This window comes from Pseudomonas sp. GD03944 (genome assembly GCF_029839275.1).
Classification (GTDB): Bacteria; Pseudomonadota; Gammaproteobacteria; order Pseudomonadales; family Pseudomonadaceae; genus Aquipseudomonas.
In genome coordinates this window covers 118,176-139,559 of record NZ_JAOCAH010000006.1, presented here as the reverse complement: position 1 = coordinate 139,559, position 21,384 = coordinate 118,176, and the positions used below count along the sequence as shown (strand labels likewise).

Below are 21,384 nucleotides of genomic sequence, written 5' to 3'. Positions count from 1 at the left end.
TTTGCATGAATGATGTTCATGTTGCCCAGGAAGCTGCTCGGGCTAAAATCGCCGCTTCGCTTATCAAGGAAATAGGACATGCTCCCTCGGGCCTTGCTGTACGCCTGCCTGTCGTTCATCGCACCGCTGATGGCAGCCGAACCGATTTCCTACAGCCGCGACATCCAACCGATCTTCACCCAGAACTGCGTGGCGTGCCATGCCTGCTACGACGCGCCGTGCCAGCTCAACCTCGGCAGTGGCGAGGGCGCGCAACGCGGCGCCACCAAGCTGCCGGTCTACGACGGCACCCGTACCGAAGCGCAAGCCACCACGCGCCTGTTTCTCGATGCCCACGGTGCCGAGGCCTGGCGTCGCAAGGACTTCCATTCCGTGCTGGACGCCCAGGGCAGCCAGGCGGCGCTAATGGCGCGCATGCTCGAACTGGCGCACGAGGCACCGTTCGAACCCAATGCCAAGCTGCCGGACGACCTGGACATTGGCATCAACCGCAACAACCAATGCGCGCTGCCGACTGAGTTCGACGCCTTCGCCAGGAAGAACCCGCAGGTTGGCATGCCGTTCGCCGTGACCGGTTTGAGCGAGGCGGACTACCAGACCCTGCAACGCTGGCTGGCGGCCGGCGCGCCGGTGGACGACGTGACGCTGAAGGCCAGTGCGGCGGAGGCGGCGCAAATCGCCGAGTGGGAAGCCTTCCTGAATGCCCCGGGCGCCCGGGAGGACCTGGTCGCGCGCTGGCTGTACGAGCACCTGTTCCTGGCGCACCTGTACTTCGAGAAGGGCGAGGCCGGGCATTTCTTCCAGGTGGTGCGCTCGCGCACGCCCAGCGGCAAGCCGGTGGACCCGATCGCCACGCGCCGGCCCAATGACGACCCGGGCACCGAGTTCTACTACCGCCTGACGCCGATCCAGGGCGTGATCGTGCACAAGACCCACATCACCTATCCGCTCAGCGCCGCCAAGCTGGCGCGGGTCAAGCAGCAGTTCCTCGGCAGCGACTGGCAGTTGGACGCGGTGCCCGGCTACGGCGCCCAGCGGCGGGCCAACCCGTTCGAGACCTTCGCCGCCATTCCGCCCCAGGCGCGCTATCAGTTCATGCTGGACAACGCCGAGTATTTCGTCCGCACCTTCATTCGCGGCCCGGTATGCCGCGGGCAGATCGCTACTGACGTGATCCGCGACAACTTCTGGGCAGTGTTCCAGGACCCGCAACACGACCTGTACCTGACCGACCCGCAGTACCGTGCCGAGGCCACGCCGCTGCTGGCGATGCCCGGCCAGCTCGACGAGATCGGCGACCTGCTGGGCCTGTGGCGCAACTACCGGGACAAGCGCAACGAGTACGAAGACTTGCGCCTGAAGGCCTACGCCGACGCACCGGCGCCCGACTGGTCGCACATCTGGTCCGGCAACGACAACGCCCTGTTGTCGATCTTCCGCCAGCACGACAGCGCCTCTGTGCGCAAAGGCCTGCTCGGCGAGGTGCCGCAGACAATGTGGTGGCTCGACTACCCGTTGCTGGAGCGCACCTACTACCAGCTGGTGGTGAATTTCGACGTGTACGGCAACGTCTCTCACCAGGCGCAGACCCGCCTGTACTTCGACCTGATCCGCAACGGCGCCGAACAGAACTTCCTGCGCCTGATGCCGGCGGATTCGCGCCAGGCGATCCTCGACGACTGGTACCAGAACAGCGGCAAGCTGAAGATGTGGCTGGACTACCAGGGCATCGACACCCGCAGCCCGACGGCGCTGTTGCTGGATGAGTCGGCACCCAAGCAGCATTTCGCCGAAGGCCTGCTGACGCATTTCCAGACGCTCAACGCGCGCCCGGACCCGATCAACCGCTGCACGGGTGCCCATTGCCATCGCCCGGACCTGCCGGAAGAACTGCAGCACGCCGAACAGGCCCTGAGCCGCCTGGCGAGCAAGCCGGCCGGCGGCCTCAAGGTGATCGCGCAGTTGCCGGAAGCGACGCTGCTGCGGGTGGAGCTGGCCGATGGCAAGCGCGAGGTTTACAGCCTGCTGCGCAACCGGGCGCACAGCAACGTGGCGTTCATGCTGGGCGAAGAGCTGCGTTACCAGCCGAACCTCGACACGCTGACGGTCTACCCCGAGGTGCTCAGCAGCTACCCGAACTTCCTGTTCAACGTCTCGGCCAGTGAGGTGCCGGCGTTCGTCACCGCCATGGAGCAGGTCAAGGACGCCAAGGCCTTCGAGAAGCTGGTCGACCGCTGGGGCATTCGCCGCACCCATCCGCAGTTCTGGCAGTACTTCCATGACCTGACCGCGCATATCCGCGAAACCCAGCCGGTCGAGGCGGGTGTGCTGGACATGAACCGCTACCAGAACCTCTGACAGGACGCCCGCCGACGGGGCGGGCGTAATGCAATTTATTCCTACTAAAATACTAGGACTTTGCCCGCTGCCGTCGAGTGGCGTACACTGCGCCCATGTTTGCGAGGAGTTGCCATGAGCACCATCACCATTACTCAAGCGGCCCATGACTACCTGGCCGATCTGCTGAGCAAGCAGAACACGCCGGGCATTGGCATTCGTGTGTTTATCACCCAACCGGGTACCCAGTACGCCGAAACCTGCATCGCCTATTGCAAGCCGGGCGAGCAGAAGGCCGAAGACACCGCTCTGGGTCTGGCCAGCTTCACCGCCTGGATCGACGCGGTCAGCGAGCCGTTTCTGGAAGACGCCGTGGTCGATTACGCCACCGACCGCATGGGCGGCCAACTGACCATCAAGGCGCCGAACGCCAAGGTGCCGATGGTCAACGAAGACAGCCCGATCAACGAGCGCATCAGCTATTACCTGCAGACCGAGATCAACCCCGGTCTGGCCAGCCACGGCGGTGAAGTCAGCCTGATCGACGTGGTCGACGACGGCATTGCCGTGCTGCGTTTCGGCGGCGGTTGCCAGGGCTGCGGCCAGGTCGACCTGACGCTCAAGGAAGGGATTGAGAAGACCCTGCTCGAGCGCATCCCGGAGCTGAAAGGCGTGCGGGACGTGACCGACCACAGCAACAAGGAAAACGCCTACTACTGAGTGGGTGGCTGTTGCAGAAAAAAGGCGCCTTCAAGGCGCCTTTTTCATGTCCGCCAAACAGTCCTACGCACTAGCCCGCGTGTTGCGGGCATGGGCGTTTGCCGTGCACGCGCTCGCTGGAGGCCGGGTTGGCGGTCAGCTTGGCCGTGGGCCGGCGTGGGCGCTGCACCAGTTCGCCGCCGCAGTTCGGGCAGGCGCCGCCCAGGTGCTCGGCACACGCGGGACAGAAGGTGCATTCGAACGAGCAGATCAGCGCGACCCCGCTGTCCGCAGGCAGGTCACGGTCACAGCATTCGCAGTTGGGACGAAGTTGCAGCATGGCGGGCTCCAGGTATCAGGTGAAACGTTCGGCATAGGCCTGCGGGCTGACCGACAGGTGCTTGTGAAAGGTGCGGCGCAGGTTTTCCGGGTGACCGAAGCCGGTCAGGCGGGCCACGGTGGCGATCGAGGCCTGGGCGTCCTGCAGCAGGTTGCGCGCGGCTTCGACACGCACGCGCTCGACATAACGGCCCGGGCCCATGCCCAGTTCCTGGTTGAACACCCTCGACAGGGTCCGCGGCGTCATGCAGGCCTGGATGGCCAGTGCCTCCAGGGACAGGTCGTCGCCCAGGTGCGCGGGAATCCATTCGAGCAACGTCGCCAGGCGCGGTACGCGGCTGGGATCTGGGGTGAGCAGGGGGCTGTACTGGGCCTGGCCGCCGGGGCGGCGTAGGAACAGAACCAGGCGTCGGGCCACCGCCAGGGCGAGGGGGCGCCCCAGGTCGGCTTCCACCAGGGCCAGCGAGAGGTCGATACCGGCGGTCACCCCGGCCGAGGTGAATATATGGGCACTGCCGTGCGGATCATTGGGCGCGTAGGTATGCAGGCAATCATCCAGCACCTCCACGTCCGGGTGCTGCTGCCGCAGGGTGTCCAGGTCGGCCCAGTGGGTGGTGGCACGGCAGCCATCGAGCAGGCCGGTGGCGGCCAGGATCAGCGCGCCGGAGCACACCGAGCCGAGGCGTCTCACCGTCGGTTCGGCAGCCCGTAGCCAGGCCAGCAGGTCGCTGTTCTCGCACTGCGCCAGTTCACCGTAGCCACCGGGAATCAGCAGGGTATCGAGGTGTTCGGGGTCGGTGGCGCTCCAGGCCTGCTGGGCGACGATCTCGAAGCCGGCGGAGGTGACGACCGGGCCGGCCTGGTCAGCCAGAAGCAGCAGTTCATAGGCTGGCGGCAGGCCTTGGCGCTGGCACTCGACATTGGCCGAGGCGAATACCTGCATGGGCCCGGCCACGTCCAGGCTCATGACGTGCGGGTAGATCAGGCAGGCAATGGTTTTCCGGGCGTCCATCGGGGCAGTTCCCTGAGCGATGGAGGCAGTGTGCATGCCGGCGTGAATGGCAACAAGGACAACAAGCCCACGGATATTGCCATTCCAGGCCCCCTCACAGGCCGAGGGGGCGAAACGCCGTCAGTGCCGGAAACCTTACTCGGGCATGTGCCAGGGCGCGAGGTCGTAGCCTTGGCGGCTCAGGGCATCGCGGGACTCTTTCAGCACCTGCTCCAGCTGGGCCGGATCGCTGTAGGTGGTGGACCACAGCTGGGTGCGGCCGAGCAGGCGAGTGCTGGTACGGTCGATCACGCTGAGGCTCAGGAAGCCGGTGCCATCCTGTGGTGCCCAGGCAACGCACTGGAACGGTTGGAAGGCGCTATCGGCAATCAGCAGTGCATCATTGAAACGCAGCGGCGCGTTCATGGGGTGGGGTTCTCCGAAGTGATCCCAAATAAACAAAGTAGCCAGTTAATACTGACCGGTTACTGCAGTTGATGAACGGTGTTGACCCAGAAGTCACAACACCACGAAAAAAAATTTAAATACCGGGCAAGTATCACAGGTTGCTCCGTCGAACGGCGCCCTTAGTTAGGGCTGGAGACTGATGCAGGTCAACGGAACGTGAATTCAGGTTGAACGAAAGTGCCAGCCGTCTGTCGGGCTCCTGATCAAAAAATGAACGAAATCAGGGGCCGTCGTTCTTACCTACGTCGGCCAAGCGCACACGCTGCATCCCTGGCCACATCACCCCTGGAGCTTTTTTCTCATGTGGCCTGCGCCATGTGCGAGGGAGGCTTTTTTGTGTTTTTTGTCGAGGGCTCCATCCATGACAGAACCGGCGCGTGCATTCGGCACGTGCACGAACCCGGCTGTTTGAAAGAACCGAACGGCCTGCACTAAATCGCGACGCCAGTTGCATCATTACAACAACACGGGAACCCGACCTTCAGGTCATCGGGTTTCACGAATAATTCGAAGAGGCACCCATGGATTTCACACTAATGACTTCGTTTTTCGAGCAGAAAACGACCATGGAATTTTTACGTTTAGGGATTGTTTACGTTCATCTGATTGCCTGTTGCGTGGCCATCGGTATGGTTCTAACCAGCGATTTCGCCCTGATAAGGGAGTTGTTGAGGGGAGAAAAGAGTCACCTGCAGGACACGCGACATATGCAGAACCTGCAATCCACTGTTTCCAACGCGTTGCTGTTGTTGTGGCTGACGGGCATCGCACTTACCTGGCTCGATGTTTCCAGCAACGGCCTTTCTTATCTGCTCAATCCCAAGTTGCAGGTCAAAGTGGCCATTGTGATGTTGCTTACTTTCAATGGGATGGTATTGCACCATTGGGTGTTGCCGGCGTTGCAGAAAGCTGGCTCGTTGCTTCGATTGCAGTTTTCCATGCGCATGCTGGCGCTGTTCACCGGTGCGCTGTCCGGCGTCTCCTGGTTCTATGCCGCGATGCTGGGGGTGGGGCGACCCCTGGCCTGGAAGTATTCGGTGGTCGAATTGATGGCGGCGTATCCGGTATTGATCCTCGGTGGTTTCCTGCTGATGGCGTTGCTCACGCAATGGGCCAAACAGCGAGAAGAAACTCCCACGTCCGTTTCGTATAGCTATGCCATGGGTAATGCAGCATTGGCCGGACGTTGATCTGACAGAACGGTAAAACAAAACCCCTGGGTCACTGGCGTTGTTTATTGCGCCACTGGTTCAGGGGTTTTTAGTTTGCGGTGTGGTGCAAGTTGGCTGTTCTCCACGAGCAACAAGTCTTCGAGAAACTCAGCGACTTGGTTTTGAAAGCCTCGGTCGCGCCAGTATTCGACATGGCTGAGCGGTGTGTGGCGCTTGTACCAGGGGCCGACTGGCAGGGCGATGTCCCGCGCCACGAGGGGCGCGTAGGCGGGCAGGGTGCGCAGCGGGTAGCCCAGGGGGTCGGCCGGGGCCTAGAGATTGATCCAGCGGGCCCGGTCCCGCATCGTCTGGTTCAGGCAGTGGCCGGGGAAGCGAATGGGCACCACCGGGTCGTAGGCGAAGGTGAACAGCGGAATGTTGCAGCCGAAGGTCACCATGCCCACCAGGGTTTCCAGGGCGAGAAACGGGTCTGCCGGGCAACTGGGCGTCTTGTTGATGCACTGCTGGTCCCAGACGAAGTTGGAGACGATGTGCCCGCCCAGGGAGTGGGCCAGCACCACCAGCGGCGTATGGGCGTCGACCCGGGCGCGCAGGGCGTTGAGGCCATGGCGCAGGCACTGGTGCACTTCTTCGTAAGTGGTGTCGTAGGCCTGGCTGACCTTGCGGTAACCGCTGGCGTCGCCGAGAAACAGCGTCACCAGGCGCCGCAGCCAGCGCCAGCGCACCGGCTGGTCGCGCAGGCTGTCGAGGAAGGCCATCTGGCGTTTATCGAGGACGCTGGCCCAGTACAGGCTCTGGAACGCGATGTCATCGGCCTGTACCCCAAGGCGCTGGCGCAGGCCGGCGATCAGGTGCTGGGCAAAGGCGTGCTGACCGTCCTTGTCACGGCTGTCCGGCTGGGTGCCGATGCCGTGGATGATGGCGACCGCGAGTTTCATACTGACCGTCCCTGGTGATCCTTTGCGCCATCCTGCCGCAAGGGGATGTCAGAGCGCCAGTATCCGATCGCCCAGTTTGTCGTTCTCCACCAGCTCGAGGAATTCGTCGCCCAGGCGGCGGCTTTCATCCATGGCCTTGCGCCAATAGCGCTCGCGCCCGGCATCGTCGCCCAGGTAACGGGTGAAATCCTTGCGGTCCGGCAGCTTGCCGTGGGGCAGGCGCGCCAGATACTCGCGCGACGGCGCCAGCAGCAGGACATCCTGCAGGCGACCGGCATCACCACGGCGCCAGGGCATGCCCTTGTCGAACCAGCCGGGAATGACCCGGTCGGTGAAGTGCGGGTAGAGCACGATGTCGTTGCCGCTGTAGGGCAGGTCGAGGTGGTAGTCCAGCAGGCCGCCGTCGCGGTAGGTGCCGGGGCCGGCGCCGGGAATGTCACGCACGCCTTCCATGACCATGGGGATCGAGCCGGAGGCGAGCAGGGCATGGCGCAGGTTACCGGCATCGAGCGGCAGGTAGCGCGACGGGAAATCCTTGAGTTCGCCCAGCGGCGGGGCGCTGCGGGCGTCATGCAGGATCACCCGCTCGAAGTGCCGCGCCAGGCGCGGGCGGCCCAGCAGGTTGTTGCCGATCACCGAGGACAGGCCCAGCCCCAGCGTGCTGCGGCGATCCTGGGCGAGCAGGCCGTGGCTCTTCACCACCACCACGTTCAGGCGGTAGTGCGGGTTGTCGAGCACCTGGGCGTCCTGGCCGGCCAGCAGGAGGTCGAGCATCTGCCGGCAGCTGTGCGACACCTCGGCCATGCTCACACCCTTGGCGAAGCGCTGCGAGGTGTACAGCTCACCCAGGCGCCGAATGCCCTCCGCGGCGTCCGGCAGGCAGGCGCTGGCGAAGCGCCAGGAGCCGATAGAGGCGCCGATCAGGGCGCGTTCGCGGGGTGAGCGGGGCAGCCAGTCGCCGAACAGCGCCAGGTCCAGGCCCTGGATGCCAAGGGCCTTCGGTCCGCCGGCGGCGCCTGGCAGAATGGCCACGTCGGCCGGCTGCAGACCCCGCTCGCGGATGCGCGCAAACGCCCGAGAACCGGCTTTGATGGTCAGGGCAGGGTTTTTGATGTGAATCGCGCTCATGCTGGCCTCCGTCACGCAAGCCAGCGATTATAGAGGGGTGGCGGGGCAGGCCAAGCCACTTCATTCCATGAATGATGCCGGCATGCCTGAGTGATGAAGGGAGGGCGGGGGAATTCAGGTTGAGTTAAGTACGGTGTCGTAACGTGAACACCGTCGAAACACATTTCCCCCAAGGAGACACACCATGAAGCTGTTCACTGCCCTGTTTGCCGCCGCTGCCCTGACTGCCACCGCCGGTATTGCCCAGGCCCGCGACCTCGGTCCGGACGAAGCGCTGAAGCTGCGTGACGCCGGTACCATTCAGTCCTTCGAAAAACTGAATGCCGCCGCCCTGGCCCAGCACGCCGGTGGCACCATTGGCGATACCGAGCTCGAAGAAGAGTACGGTCGCTACATTTACCAGGTCGAAGTACGTGACCAGCAGGGTCTGCAATGGGACCTGGAGCTGGACGCAACCAACGGCCAGATCCTCAAGAACCATCGGGACGATTGATGAATACGCGCATTGCCCACTCCAGTCTGATCGCGTTGACCCTGTGTGCACTGGCCCTAGGGGCCAGTGCCCGGGATCTTGACCAGGACGAAGCCCTCCGCCTGCGGCGCGAGGGCGTCATCCTGCCACTGGAGCAGCTGATGCGCCCCGCCATGGAGCGCTACCCTGGCGCAACCCTCCTCGAAGCGGAACTCGAAGAAGATGATGATATTTTCATCTACGAAGTGGAACTGCTGACCGAGGGGGGCGTTGTACGTGAACTGGAACTGGATGCCCGCGATGGGCGAATCCTGAAGGACGAGGAAGACGACTGAATGCGCCTGCTGCTGGTGGAGGACCATGTACCGCTCGCTGACGAATTGCTGGCCAGCCTGACCCGACAAGGCTATGCGGTCGACTGGCTGGCCGACGGCCGGGATGCTGCCTATCAAGGCGCCAGCGAGCCCTATGACCTGATCATCCTCGACCTCGGCTTGCCGGGGAAACCGGGTCTGGAGGTTCTGCAGGAATGGCGCGGCGGTGGTCTGGTCACTCCGGTGCTGATTCTCACCGCCCGGGGTTCCTGGGCAGAACGCATCGAAGGTTTGAAGGCCGGCGCAGACGATTACCTGGCCAAGCCCTTCCACCCGGAAGAGCTGCAGCTGCGTATCCAGGCCCTGCTGCGGCGTGCCCGCGGCCTGGCCAATCAGCCGCAACTGGAAGCCGCCGGCCTGCAGCTGGACGAAGGGCGCCAGTGCGTCAGCCGCAATGGCGAGGAAGTGGACCTCACGGCCGCCGAGTTTCGCCTGTTGCGCTATTTCATGCTGCACGTCGGACAGATCCTGTCCAAGAGCCACCTGGCCGAGCACCTCTATGACGGTGAGACCGAGCGCGATTCCAATGTGATCGAAGTGCACGTCAATCACCTGCGGCGCAAGCTGGGCCGTACGGTGATCGAAACCCGCCGTGGCCAGGGCTACCGCTTCAGCGGGGACGCCGTTTGAGGTCGATCCAGCGGCGCCTGAGCCTGGGGCTGGTCAGCGTCCTGCTGGTCATCGGCCTGCTGCTGGCCCAGGCCAGCCTGTGGCTGTTCGACCACAGCCTGCGGCGCTACCTGCAGGCCGGCCTCAAGGACGAAGCGGAAACCCTGCTGGTGGCGCTGGTGCGTGGCCCCCAGGGCATGCAGCTGGACGAGCAACGCCTGAGCGCGGCCTTCCAGCGTCCCTATTCGGGGCTGTACTTCCGAATCGATTTTTCCGACCGTAGCTGGCGCTCGCGCTCGCTGTGGGACCGCGAGCTGGTTCCCAGCGAACGGGTGGGCCTGCAACCCGAACTGGGCGACGGGCCCCAGGGCCAGTTATTGCTGACCTACCGTGCCGACTACCGGCGTTTTGGCGAGAACCTGTCGATCTACGTGGCCCAGGACTACACCCCGGTGTTGCAGAGCTTCCGCCGCCTGCAACAGATCGGCCTGGGCGTCGGCCTCGGCGCGCTGGTGCTGATCCTGCTGCTGCAGCGCCTGACGGTGCGACGCGCCTTGCGTCCGCTGGAGCTGACCCGCCAGCAGATCGCCCAGTTGCAGCAGGGCCAGCGCGGCGAACTGGACACCCAGGTCCCCGAGGAGCTGGAACCGCTGGTGGCGCAGATCAACCACCTGTTGGCCCACACTGAAGACACCCTTAAACGCTCGCGCAATGCCCTGGGCAACCTCGGCCACGCGTTGAAAACCCCGCTGGCGGTGCTGGTCAGCCTGGCGTCCCGGGAAGAACTCAAGCAACTGCCCGCAGTGCGCGCCACCCTGGTGGATCAACTGGAACAGATCGAACAGCGCCTGGCACGCGAGCTGGGGCGTGCGCGCCTGGCCGGCGATGCGCTGCCCGGCGCCCATTTCGACTGCGAGCAGGAGCTGCCGGGGCTGTTCGCCACCCTGGGGATGATCCACGGCGGGCACCTGCAACTGGACTGGCAGGCCGAGCCGGGGCTGCGCATCGCGCGGGATCGGGAAGACTTGCTGGAGCTGCTCGGCAACCTGCTGGACAACGCCTGCAAGTGGGCCGACAGCCAGGTGCGCCTGAGCGTGTCGCGCACGCCCGAGCACTATGTGCTGTGCGTGGACGATGACGGGCCGGGGATCGAGGAGGAGCGCCGCGACGCCGTGCTCAACCGCGGCACGCGCCTGGATGAACAGGTGGCTGGGCACGGCTTGGGCCTGGGCATCGTGCGCGATATCGTCGATGCCTGGGACGGCCGCCTGCTATTGCTGGACAGCGAACTGGGCGGCCTGTGCGTGCGCATCGAGTTGCCGGTGCGCAGCACGCGTCGTCATCTGGCCGGGAGCTAGTCCCGGCCAGGCCTGGTTCACATGCCGTTGGTGAAGGCGGGGATGCTCAGGTCGATGCTGGCACGTACCGGGCGCAGGGCTTCGGCGTACTTCACCAGGATGTCCAGGTCGTAGTCGATCCGCGCGCGCAGGCGCTGGTCGTCTTCGCTGGCGGCCTCCGGGGTATTCAGAACCTTTTCCACCTGGCGCACGATCAGGTGCTCGGGCAGGTAGCACAGGCGGCAGTTCTTGTAGCTGGAGGCGCGCAGCTCGCTGATCGGGTAGGCGCCGCCGATGCCCGACGAAACCCCCACCAACAGCCCCGGTTTGTGCGCCAGCTCGGTCTTGCTGGCGTAGATGAAGAAGTTCTTGATCGCCGGGCAGGCCATGCCGTTCCACTCCGGAGCAATCACCACCACCGCATCGGCGGCTTGCAGCTGCTGGCTGTAGCTCGCCCAGGGGCCGGCGTCTTCGGCAGGCCAGAGCGGCAGCGGGCCTTCGCCCAGGTCGATCACGTGGCTCAGGCCTTCCTGGGTCTGCTGCTGTTCGATCATGCGCTGGCGCAGGAAGCGCGCGACTTTTGCCGATTGGCTGTTGCGGCGGCTGGAGCCGGCGACGAAGACCACGTTGAGCATGCTGTATCCCCCGAAATAGAAAGGCGTGCAGGCTAGCGAGGGTGGCCGCCGGGGGCAAGCGGGCGGCCGCCATTCGGGTGGTCGGATGGCGCCATGGCCACCCGAAGGCGTTTCGGGTGGCCGGCGGGCGGGGTCAGGCGCGGAACTGGTCCATCAGCCCCTGCTGGTGGTTGGCCAGGCGATTGAGGTTCTGACTGACCTGGGCCGACTCCGTGGCCTGGCTGGAAATCGACTCGGTGACATCGCGAATCGACGCCACGTTGCGGTTGATCTCCTCGGCCACCGAACTCTGTTCTTCGGCCGCACTGGCGATCTGCAGGTTCATGTCGGTGATCACGCTGACCGCCTGGCTGATGCGCTGCAGGGCGGCGACCGCCTGTTCCACCTGTTCGACGCTGCCCTGGGCCTGGCGGTGGCTGCTGCTCATGCTGCTGACCACTTCGCGCGTGCCGTTCTGCAGGCCTTCGATGACCTGGCGGATTTCTTCCACCGAGTCCTGGGTGCGCTTGGCCAGGTTGCGCACCTCATCGGCCACCACGGCGAAACCGCGACCGGCCTCGCCCGCGCGGGCCGCTTCGATGGCGGCGTTGAGGGCCAGCAGGTTGGTCTGGTCGGCGATCGAGCGGATCACCTCCAGGACCGAACCGATCTGCTCGCTGCTGTTGGCCAGGCCCTGGACTTCGTCCATGGCCACGCTCATTTCGTTGGCCAGCAGTTCGATGGTGGACGTGGTCCTGCCGATCACCCCCAGGCCTTCCCGGCTGGCGTGGTCGGCGCTGCGGGCGGCTTCGGCGGCCTGGGCGGCGTTGTGCGCCACGTCGTGGGCGGTGGCGCTCATTTCCTGGAAGGCGGTGGCCACCTGGTCGACTTCGCGGAACTGCTGCTGCATGCCGGCGCTGGTCTGGCTGGCGATGGCCGCGGACTGGTCCGCCGTGGCGCGGGCGTCCTGCACGCTGCGCTTCACGTCGGCGACGATCGGCTGCAGCTTGTCGAGGAAGCGGTTGAACCAGCCGGCCAGCTCGCCCAGTTCGTCACGGCGGGCGTAGTCGAGCCGGCGGGTGAGGTCGCCTTCGCCGCTGGCGATGTCCTTGAGCATGAGCGAGACGCCAATGATCGGACGGGTCACGCCCCGGGCCAGCAGCCACATCAGCAGCAGGCCGAGGGCAATCGCTAGGGCGCTGATCGCCAGGGTGACCGAGACCGCCTGGTTGCGTGCGCCATTGAGCTGCTCCTGCAGCTGCTGGGCCGGTTTGAGCAGGACCTGCTGCGGCACTTCCAGCAACAGGCCCCAGGGCTTGGCCTCCGGGATCGGGCGCAGGCTGGTCAGTACGCGCAGGGTGTCGCCGTGGTCCAGGACTTCGTCGCGGCCAGCATCCACCAGCTGCGCCAGTTGCGGACCCTGGTCGGGGAAGGCCGCCGACAGCGGCTTGCCCAGGTCGCCCGGGTTGCGGCTGTGGGCCGCCAGCAGCTTGGCCGGGCTGATCAGGCTGACATGACCTTCGCCATCGTAGAGCGAGCGGTTGGCTTCGCTGGCCATCTCTTGCAGGCTTTCCAGGCTGATGTCGACGCCGAGCACGCCGATCACCTTGCCGTCCTGCAGCAGCGGGAAGGCAATGCTGGTCATGAGGATCTGCCGGTCGCCCACCTCGTCGAAATATGGGTCGAGCACACAGGGGCGGGCGGTTTCGTGGGGGCAGGTGAGCCAGGCGTTGTAGGGCGCGCCGCCGGCCCCCAGGGTGGCATCGGCGAGCTGGGCTTCGTCCATGGTTTCCAGGATCAGCTTGCCGGGCGCCTGCTGGGCCCAGTAGAGGGAAAAGCGGCCGACGTCGTTGCCGCCGAAGTCCGCCTTGCCCGGGAATAGACCGTCGCGGTCGTCCAGGGCGTCGATATCGAACACCAGGTAGATGCCGAGTAGCTCCTGGTTGGCCTCCAGCGCCACGCGAATCTGCGCCACCAGGTCTTCGCGCAGGTCGAAGGCATTGGCCAGGCGCTCCTGGGCCTGGGTGCGCAGGAACAGGATCTGCTTGGTCAGCCCGTTGCCGTACTGGTAGTGGTCCATGAAGAAGCGCTGGGTGTTCACCGCCTGGGTCTGGCCGCGGGCCTCCATGACCTGGCGGGCCGACGCGTCGAGCATGTGGGTGCTGGATTCCCTGACCAGTTCGGCGCTTTGCCGGGCCTGGTAGAGCGAAGTGCCGAGCAACAGGGCGACGATGGTCGCGAGGCACAGGCCGGCCAGGAGGACGATCCGCCATTGAATGGACAACTGCTGGGGATTGGGCATTGGGTACTTCCGTTCTTGTAAGTCTTGTTGGCGCAGTTTGTATCGGCCAGCGCGCCGTCACCTTGAACGACCAGGCGTTTTGACAGGCTGACGGCCATGAGGCAGAGTACGCGGCTTTTTTCGGGCCTTGTGCGCTGTTGCCAGGCTCCAACCAGACTGTCTTGCGGGAGCGGGTCATGAATGCAGTAATCGCAGCGGTCGGCATCATGCTGATCCTCAGCCTGTGCCGGGTGCACGTGGTGGTCGCGCTGATCGTCGGTGCCCTGGCGGGCGGCCTGATCGGCGGGCTGGGCGTCGAGGGTTCGCTGACGGCCTTCAACAAGGGCCTGGGTGGTGGTGCCACGGTGGCCCTGTCCTATGCCTTGCTGGGCGCCTTCGCCGTGGCCATCGCCAAGTCCGGCCTGGCCCATGCCCTGGCCAACAAGGCGCTGGCGCTGGTGGGCAAGCAGGAGAGCCAGGGGGGCGGCATGCTCAAGTGGGTGCTGATCCTGCTGCTGCTCGCCGTGGCCGTGTCGTCGCAGAATATCCTGCCCATCCACATCGCCTTCATTCCCTTGCTGGTACCGCCGCTGCTGTACGTGCTGAGCAAGCTGCAAATGGATCGTCGCCTGATCGCCTGCGTCCTGACGTTCGGCCTGATCACCCCCTACATGTTCCTGCCGGTGGGGTTCGGCGGCATCTTCCTCAATGAGATCCTGCTGGCCAACGTCGCCAGCGCGGGCGTGGACATCGCCGGTATCAACGTCACCCACGCCATGGCCATTCCGGCGCTGGGCATGGTGGCCGGCCTGCTGGTGGCGGTGTTGTTCAGCTACCGCAAGCGGCGCGCCTATGATCTGGAGAAGATCGAGCAGGCCGAACGTGTCGATGTTCCCTACAACAGCCTGAGCCTGCTGGTGGCGGGCGTCGCGATTGCCGCCGCGTTCGTGGTGCAACTGTGGCTGGACTCGATGATCATCGGCGCCCTGGTCGGCTTCGTGATCTTCTCGGTTTCCGGTGTGGTGCGCTGGAAGGAGGCCGATGGGCTGTTCACCGAAGGCATGAAAATGATGGCCATGATCGGCTTCATCATGATCGCGGCGGCCGGCTTTGCCGAAGTGATGAAGGCCACCGGTGAAGTGAAGACCCTGGTCGACAGCTCCGCCGCCCTGATCGGGCACGACAAGGCCGTCGGTGCGTTGCTGATGCTGCTGGTCGGGCTGCTGGTGACCATGGGCATCGGTTCGTCGTTCTCCACCGTGCCGATCATTGCCGCGATCTTCGTGCCGCTGGGCGTGCAACTGGGCTTCAGCCCCCTGGCCATCGTCAGCATCGTCGGGACTGCCGGCGCACTGGGTGACGCGGGCTCGCCGGCTTCGGACTCGACCCTGGGCCCGACCGCCGGCCTCAACGTCGACGGCCAGCACAACCATATCTGGGACACCGTGGTGCCGACCTTCCTGCACTACAACCTGCCGCTGCTGGCCTTCGGCTGGGTGGCCGCGATGGTGCTGTAAGGGCATCGCTGCACAGGCGCTAAATTTTTTCTGCCAGAGCGTCGCTTTATATCCGGACGGGGCTGCCGATACAGAGGTAGCCCCGTTTCGTTCTGGCATAGAGGAAAACAATAATGCGCCTGACGTTGAAATCGAAGGTGGTGCTGCTCGCCCTGGTTCCGGTCATCCTGTTCGCTGTCGTGCTCAGCGGTGCCGCGGCCAAGGTCCTGCAGAACATGGCTGCCGAGGAAGTCGAAGAAACCCGCGAGCGGTTGATTCAGGAAAAACGCGTCGAACTCGAAAACTACATGCAGATCGCCCTGGGTTCGGTGCAGGCGCTGTATGACGGCGCGGCGTCCGGCGACATGGCCAGCCGCGACCAGGCCATCGCCGTGCTGTCGAAGATCAAGTTCGGCAAGGATGGCTACTTCTTTGGCCACGATTCCAATGTGGTGCGGCTGTTCCGCAGCACCAGCCCGGTGGATGTGGGCGTCAGCCTCAACGACCGCCGCGACCCCAATGGCGTGTACATCAACCGCGAGCTGGTCAACGTCGCCAAGAACAACACCTACTACGTCTATTACTCCTCGCCACTGCCGACCGACGAGTCGGTGCTGGTGCCCAAGCTTGCCTACAGCTACTACCTGCCGAAGTGGGACATGGCGGTGGGCACCGCGCTCAACCTCGACGGCGTCGAGGCGCAGATCGGCCAGGTGCAGGAAGAGATCGACGAGCGGATCAACACCATCCTCACCAGCATCCTGATCATTGCCGTGATCCTGCTGGTGGTGTTCGGCGTGGTCGGCACCATTCTCAGCAACACCTTCCTGCGCCCCCTGCAGCAGATCAAGGACAACCTCGACGACATCGCCGCCGGCGAGGGCGACCTGACCCGCCGCCTGCCGATCACCGGCGACGACGAGCTGGGCCAGCTGTCCGGCTCGTTCAACCGTTTCGTCGAGAAGATCCATGGCCTGGTGGGGCAGATCGCCGAGATGACCGCGCAGCTCACCGAGCTGGTGGGGCAGGTGTCGGCCCAGGCCCAGCGCTCCGAGCAGGCCATGCAGCAGCAGCGCCACGAGACCGACCAGGTGGCCACGGCGATCAACGAGATGTCCGCCGCCGCCCACGAAGTGGCGCAGAGCGCCCAGGGCGCCGCCGAAGCGGCGCAGCAGACCGACCAGGAAGGCCAGGCCGCCAAGCGCGTGGTCGATGGCAGTATCGAGCGCATCCATGCGCTGGTGCAGGACATCCGTGACAGCGGGCTGTCCCTGGACAGCCTGCAGAAGGATGTGTCGTCCATCGTCAGCGTGCTCGACGTGATCCGTTCGATCGCCGAGCAGACCAACCTGCTGGCGCTCAACGCGGCCATCGAAGCGGCCCGGGCGGGTGAGGCCGGGCGTGGCTTCGCTGTGGTCGCCGACGAGGTGCGGGCCCTGGCCAGCCGCACCCAGCAGAGCACCCAGGAAATCCAGGGCATGATCGACCGCCTGCAGCAGGGCACGCACCAGGCCGTGACCTCGATGCGTCAGTCCAGCGATGCCGGCGAGATCACCAGCGAGCAGGCGAACAAGGCCGGCTCGTCCCTGGACGCCATCGCCCAGCTGATCGCCACCATCAACTCGATGAACGCGCAGATCGCCAGTGCCGCGGAAGAACAGACCGCGGTGGCCGAGGAGATCAACCGCAGCGTGCACCAGATCGTGGTGGCGGTGGACAGCGTGGCCGACGAAACCCAGCAGGGCGCGCAGACCGCTCGCCAGCTGTCGAGCCTGGGCGATCGCCTTGGCGCGCTGGTGCGTCAGTTCCGCATCTGACGCCTGCCAGATCAGCCAGGGGGCGCCACGGGCGGCCCCTGGCTGCCGTGAAAATCTGCACTTTGTCGGCCATGGGACGACTAATCAGGTACACCCCTGATGACACGGCGCCCCATGACCTCCAATGCCCTTGAAAACCGCTCCCTGATTCTCCTGCTGGTCGTGGTGACCCTGGCCTTCGGCTGGGTGCTGTTGCCGTTCTATGGTGCTGTGTTCTGGGCCGTGGTGCTGGCGGTGGTGTTCAATCCGTTGCAGCGGCGCCTGGCGCTGCGCCTGGGCGGGCGCGGCAGCCTGTCGGCGCTGATCACCCTGCTGGTGTGTCTGCTGGTGGCGGTGTTGCCGGTGATGCTGATCACCCTGCTGCTGGTGCAGGAGGGCGCGGTGCTCTACCAGCGCCTGGAGTCGGGCGAGCTGGATGTCGGCGCCTACGTGGCCCAGGTCAAGAACATGCTGCCGCCGGCCCTGCAGGCGCAGCTCGATCGCCTGGGCCTGGGGAATTTCGACGAGCTGCGCGACCGCCTGGCAAGCGGCGCCATGCAGGGCAGCCAGTTCCTCGCCACCCAGGTGTTCTCCATCGGCCAGAACACCTTCGAGCTGCTGATCGGCTTCTTCGTGATGATCTACCTGCTGTTCTTCTTCCTGCGCGACGGCATCGACGTGGTGCGCCACATCCGCCTGTCGGTACCGCTGAAGGAGCACCACAAGCGCCGCCTGCAGATCAAGTTCACCCGGGTGGTGCGCGCCACGGTGAAGGGCAACGTGGTGGTGGCGGTGGTCCAGGGTTCGCTGGGCGGTTTCATCTTCTGGGCGCTGGGCATTCCCAGCGTGCTGCTGTGGGCCGTGGTGATGGCCTTCCTGTCGCTGCTGCCGGCCGTGGGCTCGGGCCTGGTCTGGGGGCCGGTGGCGCTGTACCTGATGCTCAGCGGCAGCCTCTGGCAGGGGGTGATCCTGCTTGCGTTCGGGATTGGCGTGATCAGCCTGGTGGACAACGTGCTGCGGCCGATCCTGGTCGGCAAGGACACGCGCATGCCGGACTACCTGGTGCTGATTTCCACCCTGGGCGGCCTGTCGCTGTTCGGCCTCAACGGCTTCGTCATCGGGCCGCTGATCGCCGCGCTGTTCATGGCCAGCTGGGACCTGTTCACCATGACCCGGACCAAGGTGCGCCTGCCGGGGTAATCGGCCTGTGGTCTTTTTCCGCCAATAAAAAACCCGGCAGAGGCCGGGTTTTTTAGTGGCGGATGCCGATCAGGGCAGGGCGGCGACCAGGCCGGCGTGCTGCACCAGCTCCAGCAGCGGCTGCGGGTAGACGCCCAGCAGGAACGCCAGGACGGCGACCACCAGCAGCATGATGCCGCCGGCACGCTGGCCCCAGTTGAACGGTGCGTCGTGGCGGCGCAGGTTCGGCTCCATCAGGAACAGGGTCACCATCACCCTCAGGTAGTAGAACACCGCGATGGCGCTGCCCAGCACCAGGGCGCCCAGCAGCCACCACAGTTGAGCCTGCACGCCGGCGGCGATGACGTAGAACTTGCCGATGAAGCCGGCGGTCAGCGGGATGCCCGCCAGCGACAGCATCATCACCGTCATCACGGCGGTCAGGTACGGACGGCGCCAGAACAGGCCGCGGTACTCGTACAGCGCGTCGGCGTCGCGGCCACTGTAGGGCGTGGACATCAGGGTGATCACGCCGAAGGCACCCAGGCTGGTCAGCACGTAGGTCGCCAGGTACACGCCGATGGCTTCCACGGCCATGCCCTTGCTGGCGATCAGCGCCACCAGCAGGTAGCCGAAGTGGGCGATGGAGGAGTAACCCAGCAGGCGCTTGAGGTTGCTTTGCAGCAGGGCCAGCAGGTTGCCGAACAGGATCGAGGCGATGGCGATCACGGTCAGCAGGTCATTCAACCAGCCGCCCGCGGTGGCCGGCGAGATCTGGTACAGGCGCAGCAGTACGGCGAATACCGCGACCTTGCTGGCGGTGGCCAGGAACGCCGCCACCGGTGCCGGGGCCCCTTCGTAGACGTCCGGCGTCCACAGGTGGAAGGGCACCAGTGATAGCTTGAAGGCCAGGCCGATCAGCATCATGCCGATGCCGATCTGCACCAGCAGGCTGGTGCCGTTGGCGGCCAGGGTGGCGCCGATCTGGGAGAAGCTCAGGCTGCCGGATTCGGCGTACAGCAGCGCCATGCCGAACAGCAAAAACGCACTGCCGGCGGCGGACAGCACCATGTACTTGATACCGGCTTCCAGCGAGCGCTTGTTGAAGAAGGCGTAGGCCACCAGGCCGTAGACCGGCACCGACAGCAGCTCCAGGCCGATGAACAGGCCCGCCAGGTGCTGGGCACTGACCAGCACCAGACCGCCCGCCGCCGACAGCAGCATCAGCAGGTACATTTCTTCGCGGTTGCCCGGGTAGCCGGCCTTGGACGAGCCAGTGGTGCCGCAGGTGGCTTCGCCCAGGTAGGCATGGGTGAGGGTCACGCAGGCCAGGGTCGCCGCGAGCACTATCGCCATGTAGTAACAGGCGAAGGCGTCGATCTGCAGCAGGGGCGTGACTTCCAGCGGCGCCACGCGCAGGGCCGGGATGATCGACAGCAGGGCCAGGTTCAGACCCAGCACCGACAGCACGAATGTCAGCGTGTGGTTGCGCTTCCAGGCGATCGCCAGCATGACCACGATGATCGTCGCACCGGTCACCAGTAGCGGCAGCAGGGCGATGAGGTGTTGAACGGTGAATTGCATTTCGCTGCTTTCCATTACCGATTACCGGGCCGAAGCGAGTTGGGTGAGGGCGCCGCCGATCCATTGCTGCACGCCTTGCATGCTGGCAACGGAGGTGTCGAGCACCGGCTGCGGGTAGACGCCGAGCAGAATCAGCAGCGCCGCCAGGCCCAGTACCATGCCCAGTTCGCGGGGCTTGAGGCCGAGCAGCGGGCCGTCGGCCTTGGCCGGGCCGAAGTAGGCGCGGTGGATCATGATCAACGAGTAGACCGAACCCAGCACCAGGCCGGTGGCGGCCAGCACGGTGACCCACGGGGCGGCCGGGAAGCTGCCGATGAGGATCAGGAATTCGCCGACGAAGTTGCCGGTGCCCGGCAGGCCCAGGGCGGCGGCGGCGAAGAACAGGCTCAGGGCCGGCAGCCAGGGCATGCGCGCCCAGATACCGCCCATCTCGCGCATGTCACGGGTGTGCAGGCGCTCGTACAGCTGGCCGCAGAGGATGAACAGCGCGGCGGCCGACAGGCCGTGGGCCAGCATCTGCACCACGGCGCCCTGCAGGGCGATCAGGCTGCCGGAGTAGATGGCGATCAGCACGAAGCCCATGTGCGAGACGCTGGAGTAGGCCACCAGGCGCTTGATGTCGGTCTGGGCGAACGACAGCAGGGCGCCGTAGATGATGGCGAACACCCCCAGGCCCATGGCGATCGGCGCGAACTCGGCCGAGGCGTTGGGGAACAGCGGCAGGGCGAAGCGGATCAGGCCGTAGGCGGCGGTTTTCAGCAGGATACCAGCCAGGTCCACGGAGCCGGCGGTGGGTGCCTGGGCGTGGGCGTCCGGCAGCCAGGAGTGGAACGGCACCACCGGGAACTTCACCGCGAAGGCGATGAAGAAACCGAGCATCAGCAGGTATTCGGTGCCCGGCGCCAGCTGGGTTTTCAGCAGGTCGGCGTAGTTGAAGGTCAGTACGCCGGTCTGGTTGAAGTGCACGAACACCAGGGCGAGGATCGCCACCAGCATGATCAGGCCGCTGGCCTGGGTGTAGATGAAGAACTTGGTGGCGGCGTTGATCCGCGAGTGACCCTTGCTGCCGCTGTGACCCCAGAGCGCGATGAGGAAGTACATCGGCACCAGCATCATTTCCCAGAAGAAGAAGAACAGGAACAGGTCGATGGCCAGGAACACCCCGACCACACCGCCGAGGATCCACATCAGGTTGAGGTGGAAGAAGCCGACGCGGTTCTGGATCTCGTTCCACGAGCAGAGTACCGAGAGCACGCCGAGCAGGCCGGTCAGGGTGATCATCAGCACGGACAGGCCGTCCAGCGCCAGGTGGATGCTCACGCCGAAGCGCTCGATCCACTGCACCTGGAACTCGTAGGCCCAGACCGGATCGGCACCCGGCGCCGGGGCCAGGCTGAAGTCGGCGGTGCCCCACAGCCACAGGCCGAGGCCGAACAGCAGGGTCATGGTCAGCAACGCGATCCAGCGCGGCAGGGTGGGGCCGAAGCGCTCACCCTGCCAGCACAGCAGGCCGCCGATAAAAGGGATCAGGATTAGCCAAGGCAGAATCATGACGGGCGAAATTCCTTTC

At 65.1% G+C, this 21,384-nt stretch carries 19 protein-coding genes; 10 read left to right on the top strand and 9 right to left on the bottom strand.

Translation table 11 applies throughout. The features are described from left to right. The first annotated feature begins 78 nt into the window (after window positions 1–78). Both N5C28_RS11790 and nfuA read left to right on the top strand, forming a co-directional pair. Window positions 79–2,358 carry a fatty acid cis/trans isomerase gene (locus N5C28_RS11790; RefSeq protein WP_279822482.1) on the top strand — a complete coding sequence of 760 codons (2,280 nt, stop codon included), beginning with the start codon at window positions 79–81 and terminating at the stop codon, window positions 2,356–2,358. Between the two features lie 114 nt (window positions 2,359–2,472). Beyond that, entirely contained in the window at window positions 2,473–3,057 is a 585-nt protein-coding gene (nfuA, locus tag N5C28_RS11785; protein WP_279822480.1) for a Fe-S biogenesis protein NfuA, read from the top strand. Between the two features lie 70 nt (window positions 3,058–3,127). Here nfuA and N5C28_RS11780 read toward each other — a convergent pair whose 3' ends face one another. The 3 genes from N5C28_RS11780 to N5C28_RS11770 form a co-directional block, all read right to left on the bottom strand. After that, the gene (locus tag N5C28_RS11780) at window positions 3,128–3,376 is read right to left on the bottom strand and encodes a DUF1272 domain-containing protein (RefSeq protein WP_279822478.1); all 249 of its coding nucleotides are present in this window, start codon (window positions 3,374–3,376) and stop codon (window positions 3,128–3,130) included. A gap of 15 nt (window positions 3,377–3,391) precedes the next feature. Then, window positions 3,392–4,387 (bottom strand): GlxA family transcriptional regulator, encoded by a 996-nt coding sequence (locus tag N5C28_RS11775; protein ID WP_279822476.1) that lies wholly within the window; start codon window positions 4,385–4,387, stop codon window positions 3,392–3,394. A gap of 135 nt (window positions 4,388–4,522) precedes the next feature. Beyond that, a complete protein-coding gene (locus N5C28_RS11770; protein WP_279822473.1) occupies window positions 4,523–4,792 on the bottom strand; it encodes a hypothetical protein in 270 nt (89 codons plus the stop codon). A gap of 563 nt (window positions 4,793–5,355) precedes the next feature. Between N5C28_RS11770 and N5C28_RS11765 the strand changes: the two genes are divergently transcribed. Further along, window positions 5,356–6,024: a hypothetical protein gene (locus tag N5C28_RS11765; RefSeq protein ID WP_279822471.1), complete on the top strand. Its 669-nt coding sequence runs from the start codon at window positions 5,356–5,358 to the stop codon at window positions 6,022–6,024. Between the two features lie 293 nt (window positions 6,025–6,317). On the opposite strand, the gene N5C28_RS11760 is transcribed toward N5C28_RS11765, so the two are convergent. Beyond that, window positions 6,318–6,944 carry a hypothetical protein gene (locus N5C28_RS11760; RefSeq protein ID WP_279822470.1) on the bottom strand — a complete coding sequence of 209 codons (627 nt, stop codon included), beginning with the start codon at window positions 6,942–6,944 and terminating at the stop codon, window positions 6,318–6,320. 48 nt (window positions 6,945–6,992) lie between these two features. Next, on the bottom strand, window positions 6,993–8,072 hold the full coding sequence (locus N5C28_RS11755; RefSeq protein WP_279822468.1) for a patatin-like phospholipase family protein: 1,080 nt from the start codon (window positions 8,070–8,072) through the stop codon (window positions 6,993–6,995). A gap of 184 nt (window positions 8,073–8,256) precedes the next feature. Here N5C28_RS11755 and N5C28_RS11750 point away from each other — a divergent pair, with 184 nt between their 5' ends. Genes N5C28_RS11750 through N5C28_RS11735 form a run of 4 tightly spaced genes read left to right on the top strand, consistent with a single transcriptional unit; the run spans window position 8,257 to window position 10,885 of the window. After that, the gene (locus N5C28_RS11750) at window positions 8,257–8,565 is read left to right on the top strand and encodes a PepSY domain-containing protein (RefSeq protein ID WP_279822466.1); all 309 of its coding nucleotides are present in this window, start codon (window positions 8,257–8,259) and stop codon (window positions 8,563–8,565) included. After that, window positions 8,565–8,879, top strand: coding sequence for a PepSY domain-containing protein (locus tag N5C28_RS11745; protein ID WP_279822464.1), 315 nt, complete (start codon window positions 8,565–8,567; stop codon window positions 8,877–8,879). The genes N5C28_RS11750 and N5C28_RS11745 overlap by 1 nt, the downstream gene beginning before the upstream one ends. Then, window positions 8,880–9,548 (top strand): response regulator transcription factor, encoded by a 669-nt coding sequence (locus N5C28_RS11740; RefSeq protein WP_279822462.1) that lies wholly within the window; start codon window positions 8,880–8,882, stop codon window positions 9,546–9,548. It abuts the gene before it with no gap. Further along, window positions 9,545–10,885 (top strand): sensor histidine kinase, encoded by a 1,341-nt coding sequence (locus N5C28_RS11735; protein ID WP_279822460.1) that lies wholly within the window; start codon window positions 9,545–9,547, stop codon window positions 10,883–10,885. Before N5C28_RS11740 ends, N5C28_RS11735 begins: the two co-directional genes overlap by 4 nt. Window positions 10,886–10,902: 17 nt before the next feature. Here N5C28_RS11735 and N5C28_RS11730 read toward each other — a convergent pair whose 3' ends face one another. Together N5C28_RS11730 and N5C28_RS11725 are read right to left on the bottom strand one after the other, a co-directional pair. Further along, a complete protein-coding gene (locus tag N5C28_RS11730) occupies window positions 10,903–11,499 on the bottom strand; it encodes an NAD(P)H-dependent oxidoreductase (RefSeq protein ID WP_279822459.1) in 597 nt (198 codons plus the stop codon). A 133-nt stretch (window positions 11,500–11,632) separates the two neighbouring features. After that, window positions 11,633–13,780: a methyl-accepting chemotaxis protein gene (locus N5C28_RS11725; RefSeq protein WP_279822458.1), complete on the bottom strand. Its 2,148-nt coding sequence runs from the start codon at window positions 13,778–13,780 to the stop codon at window positions 11,633–11,635. A 176-nt stretch (window positions 13,781–13,956) separates the two neighbouring features. Between N5C28_RS11725 and N5C28_RS11720 the strand changes: the two genes are divergently transcribed. The 3 genes from N5C28_RS11720 (at window position 13,957) to N5C28_RS11710 (ending at window position 18,251) form a co-directional block, all read left to right on the top strand. Next, the gene (locus N5C28_RS11720) at window positions 13,957–15,276 is read left to right on the top strand and encodes a Na+/H+ antiporter NhaC family protein (RefSeq protein ID WP_279822456.1); all 1,320 of its coding nucleotides are present in this window, start codon (window positions 13,957–13,959) and stop codon (window positions 15,274–15,276) included. Window positions 15,277–15,386: 110 nt separating this feature from the next. After that, window positions 15,387–17,072 (top strand): methyl-accepting chemotaxis protein, encoded by a 1,686-nt coding sequence (locus N5C28_RS11715; protein ID WP_279822655.1) that lies wholly within the window; start codon window positions 15,387–15,389, stop codon window positions 17,070–17,072. A gap of 114 nt (window positions 17,073–17,186) precedes the next feature. Then, the gene (locus tag N5C28_RS11710) at window positions 17,187–18,251 is read left to right on the top strand and encodes an AI-2E family transporter (RefSeq protein ID WP_279822654.1); all 1,065 of its coding nucleotides are present in this window, start codon (window positions 17,187–17,189) and stop codon (window positions 18,249–18,251) included. A 69-nt stretch (window positions 18,252–18,320) separates the two neighbouring features. On the opposite strand, the gene nuoN is transcribed toward N5C28_RS11710, so the two are convergent. Together nuoN and nuoM are read right to left on the bottom strand one after the other, a co-directional pair. After that, entirely contained in the window at window positions 18,321–19,814 is a 1,494-nt protein-coding gene (gene nuoN / locus N5C28_RS11705) for an NADH-quinone oxidoreductase subunit NuoN (protein WP_279822454.1), read from the bottom strand. Between the two features lie 21 nt (window positions 19,815–19,835). Next, window positions 19,836–21,365 carry an NADH-quinone oxidoreductase subunit M gene (nuoM, locus tag N5C28_RS11700; RefSeq protein WP_279822453.1) on the bottom strand — a complete coding sequence of 510 codons (1,530 nt, stop codon included), beginning with the start codon at window positions 21,363–21,365 and terminating at the stop codon, window positions 19,836–19,838. Between the last annotated feature and the right edge of the window lie 19 nt (window positions 21,366–21,384).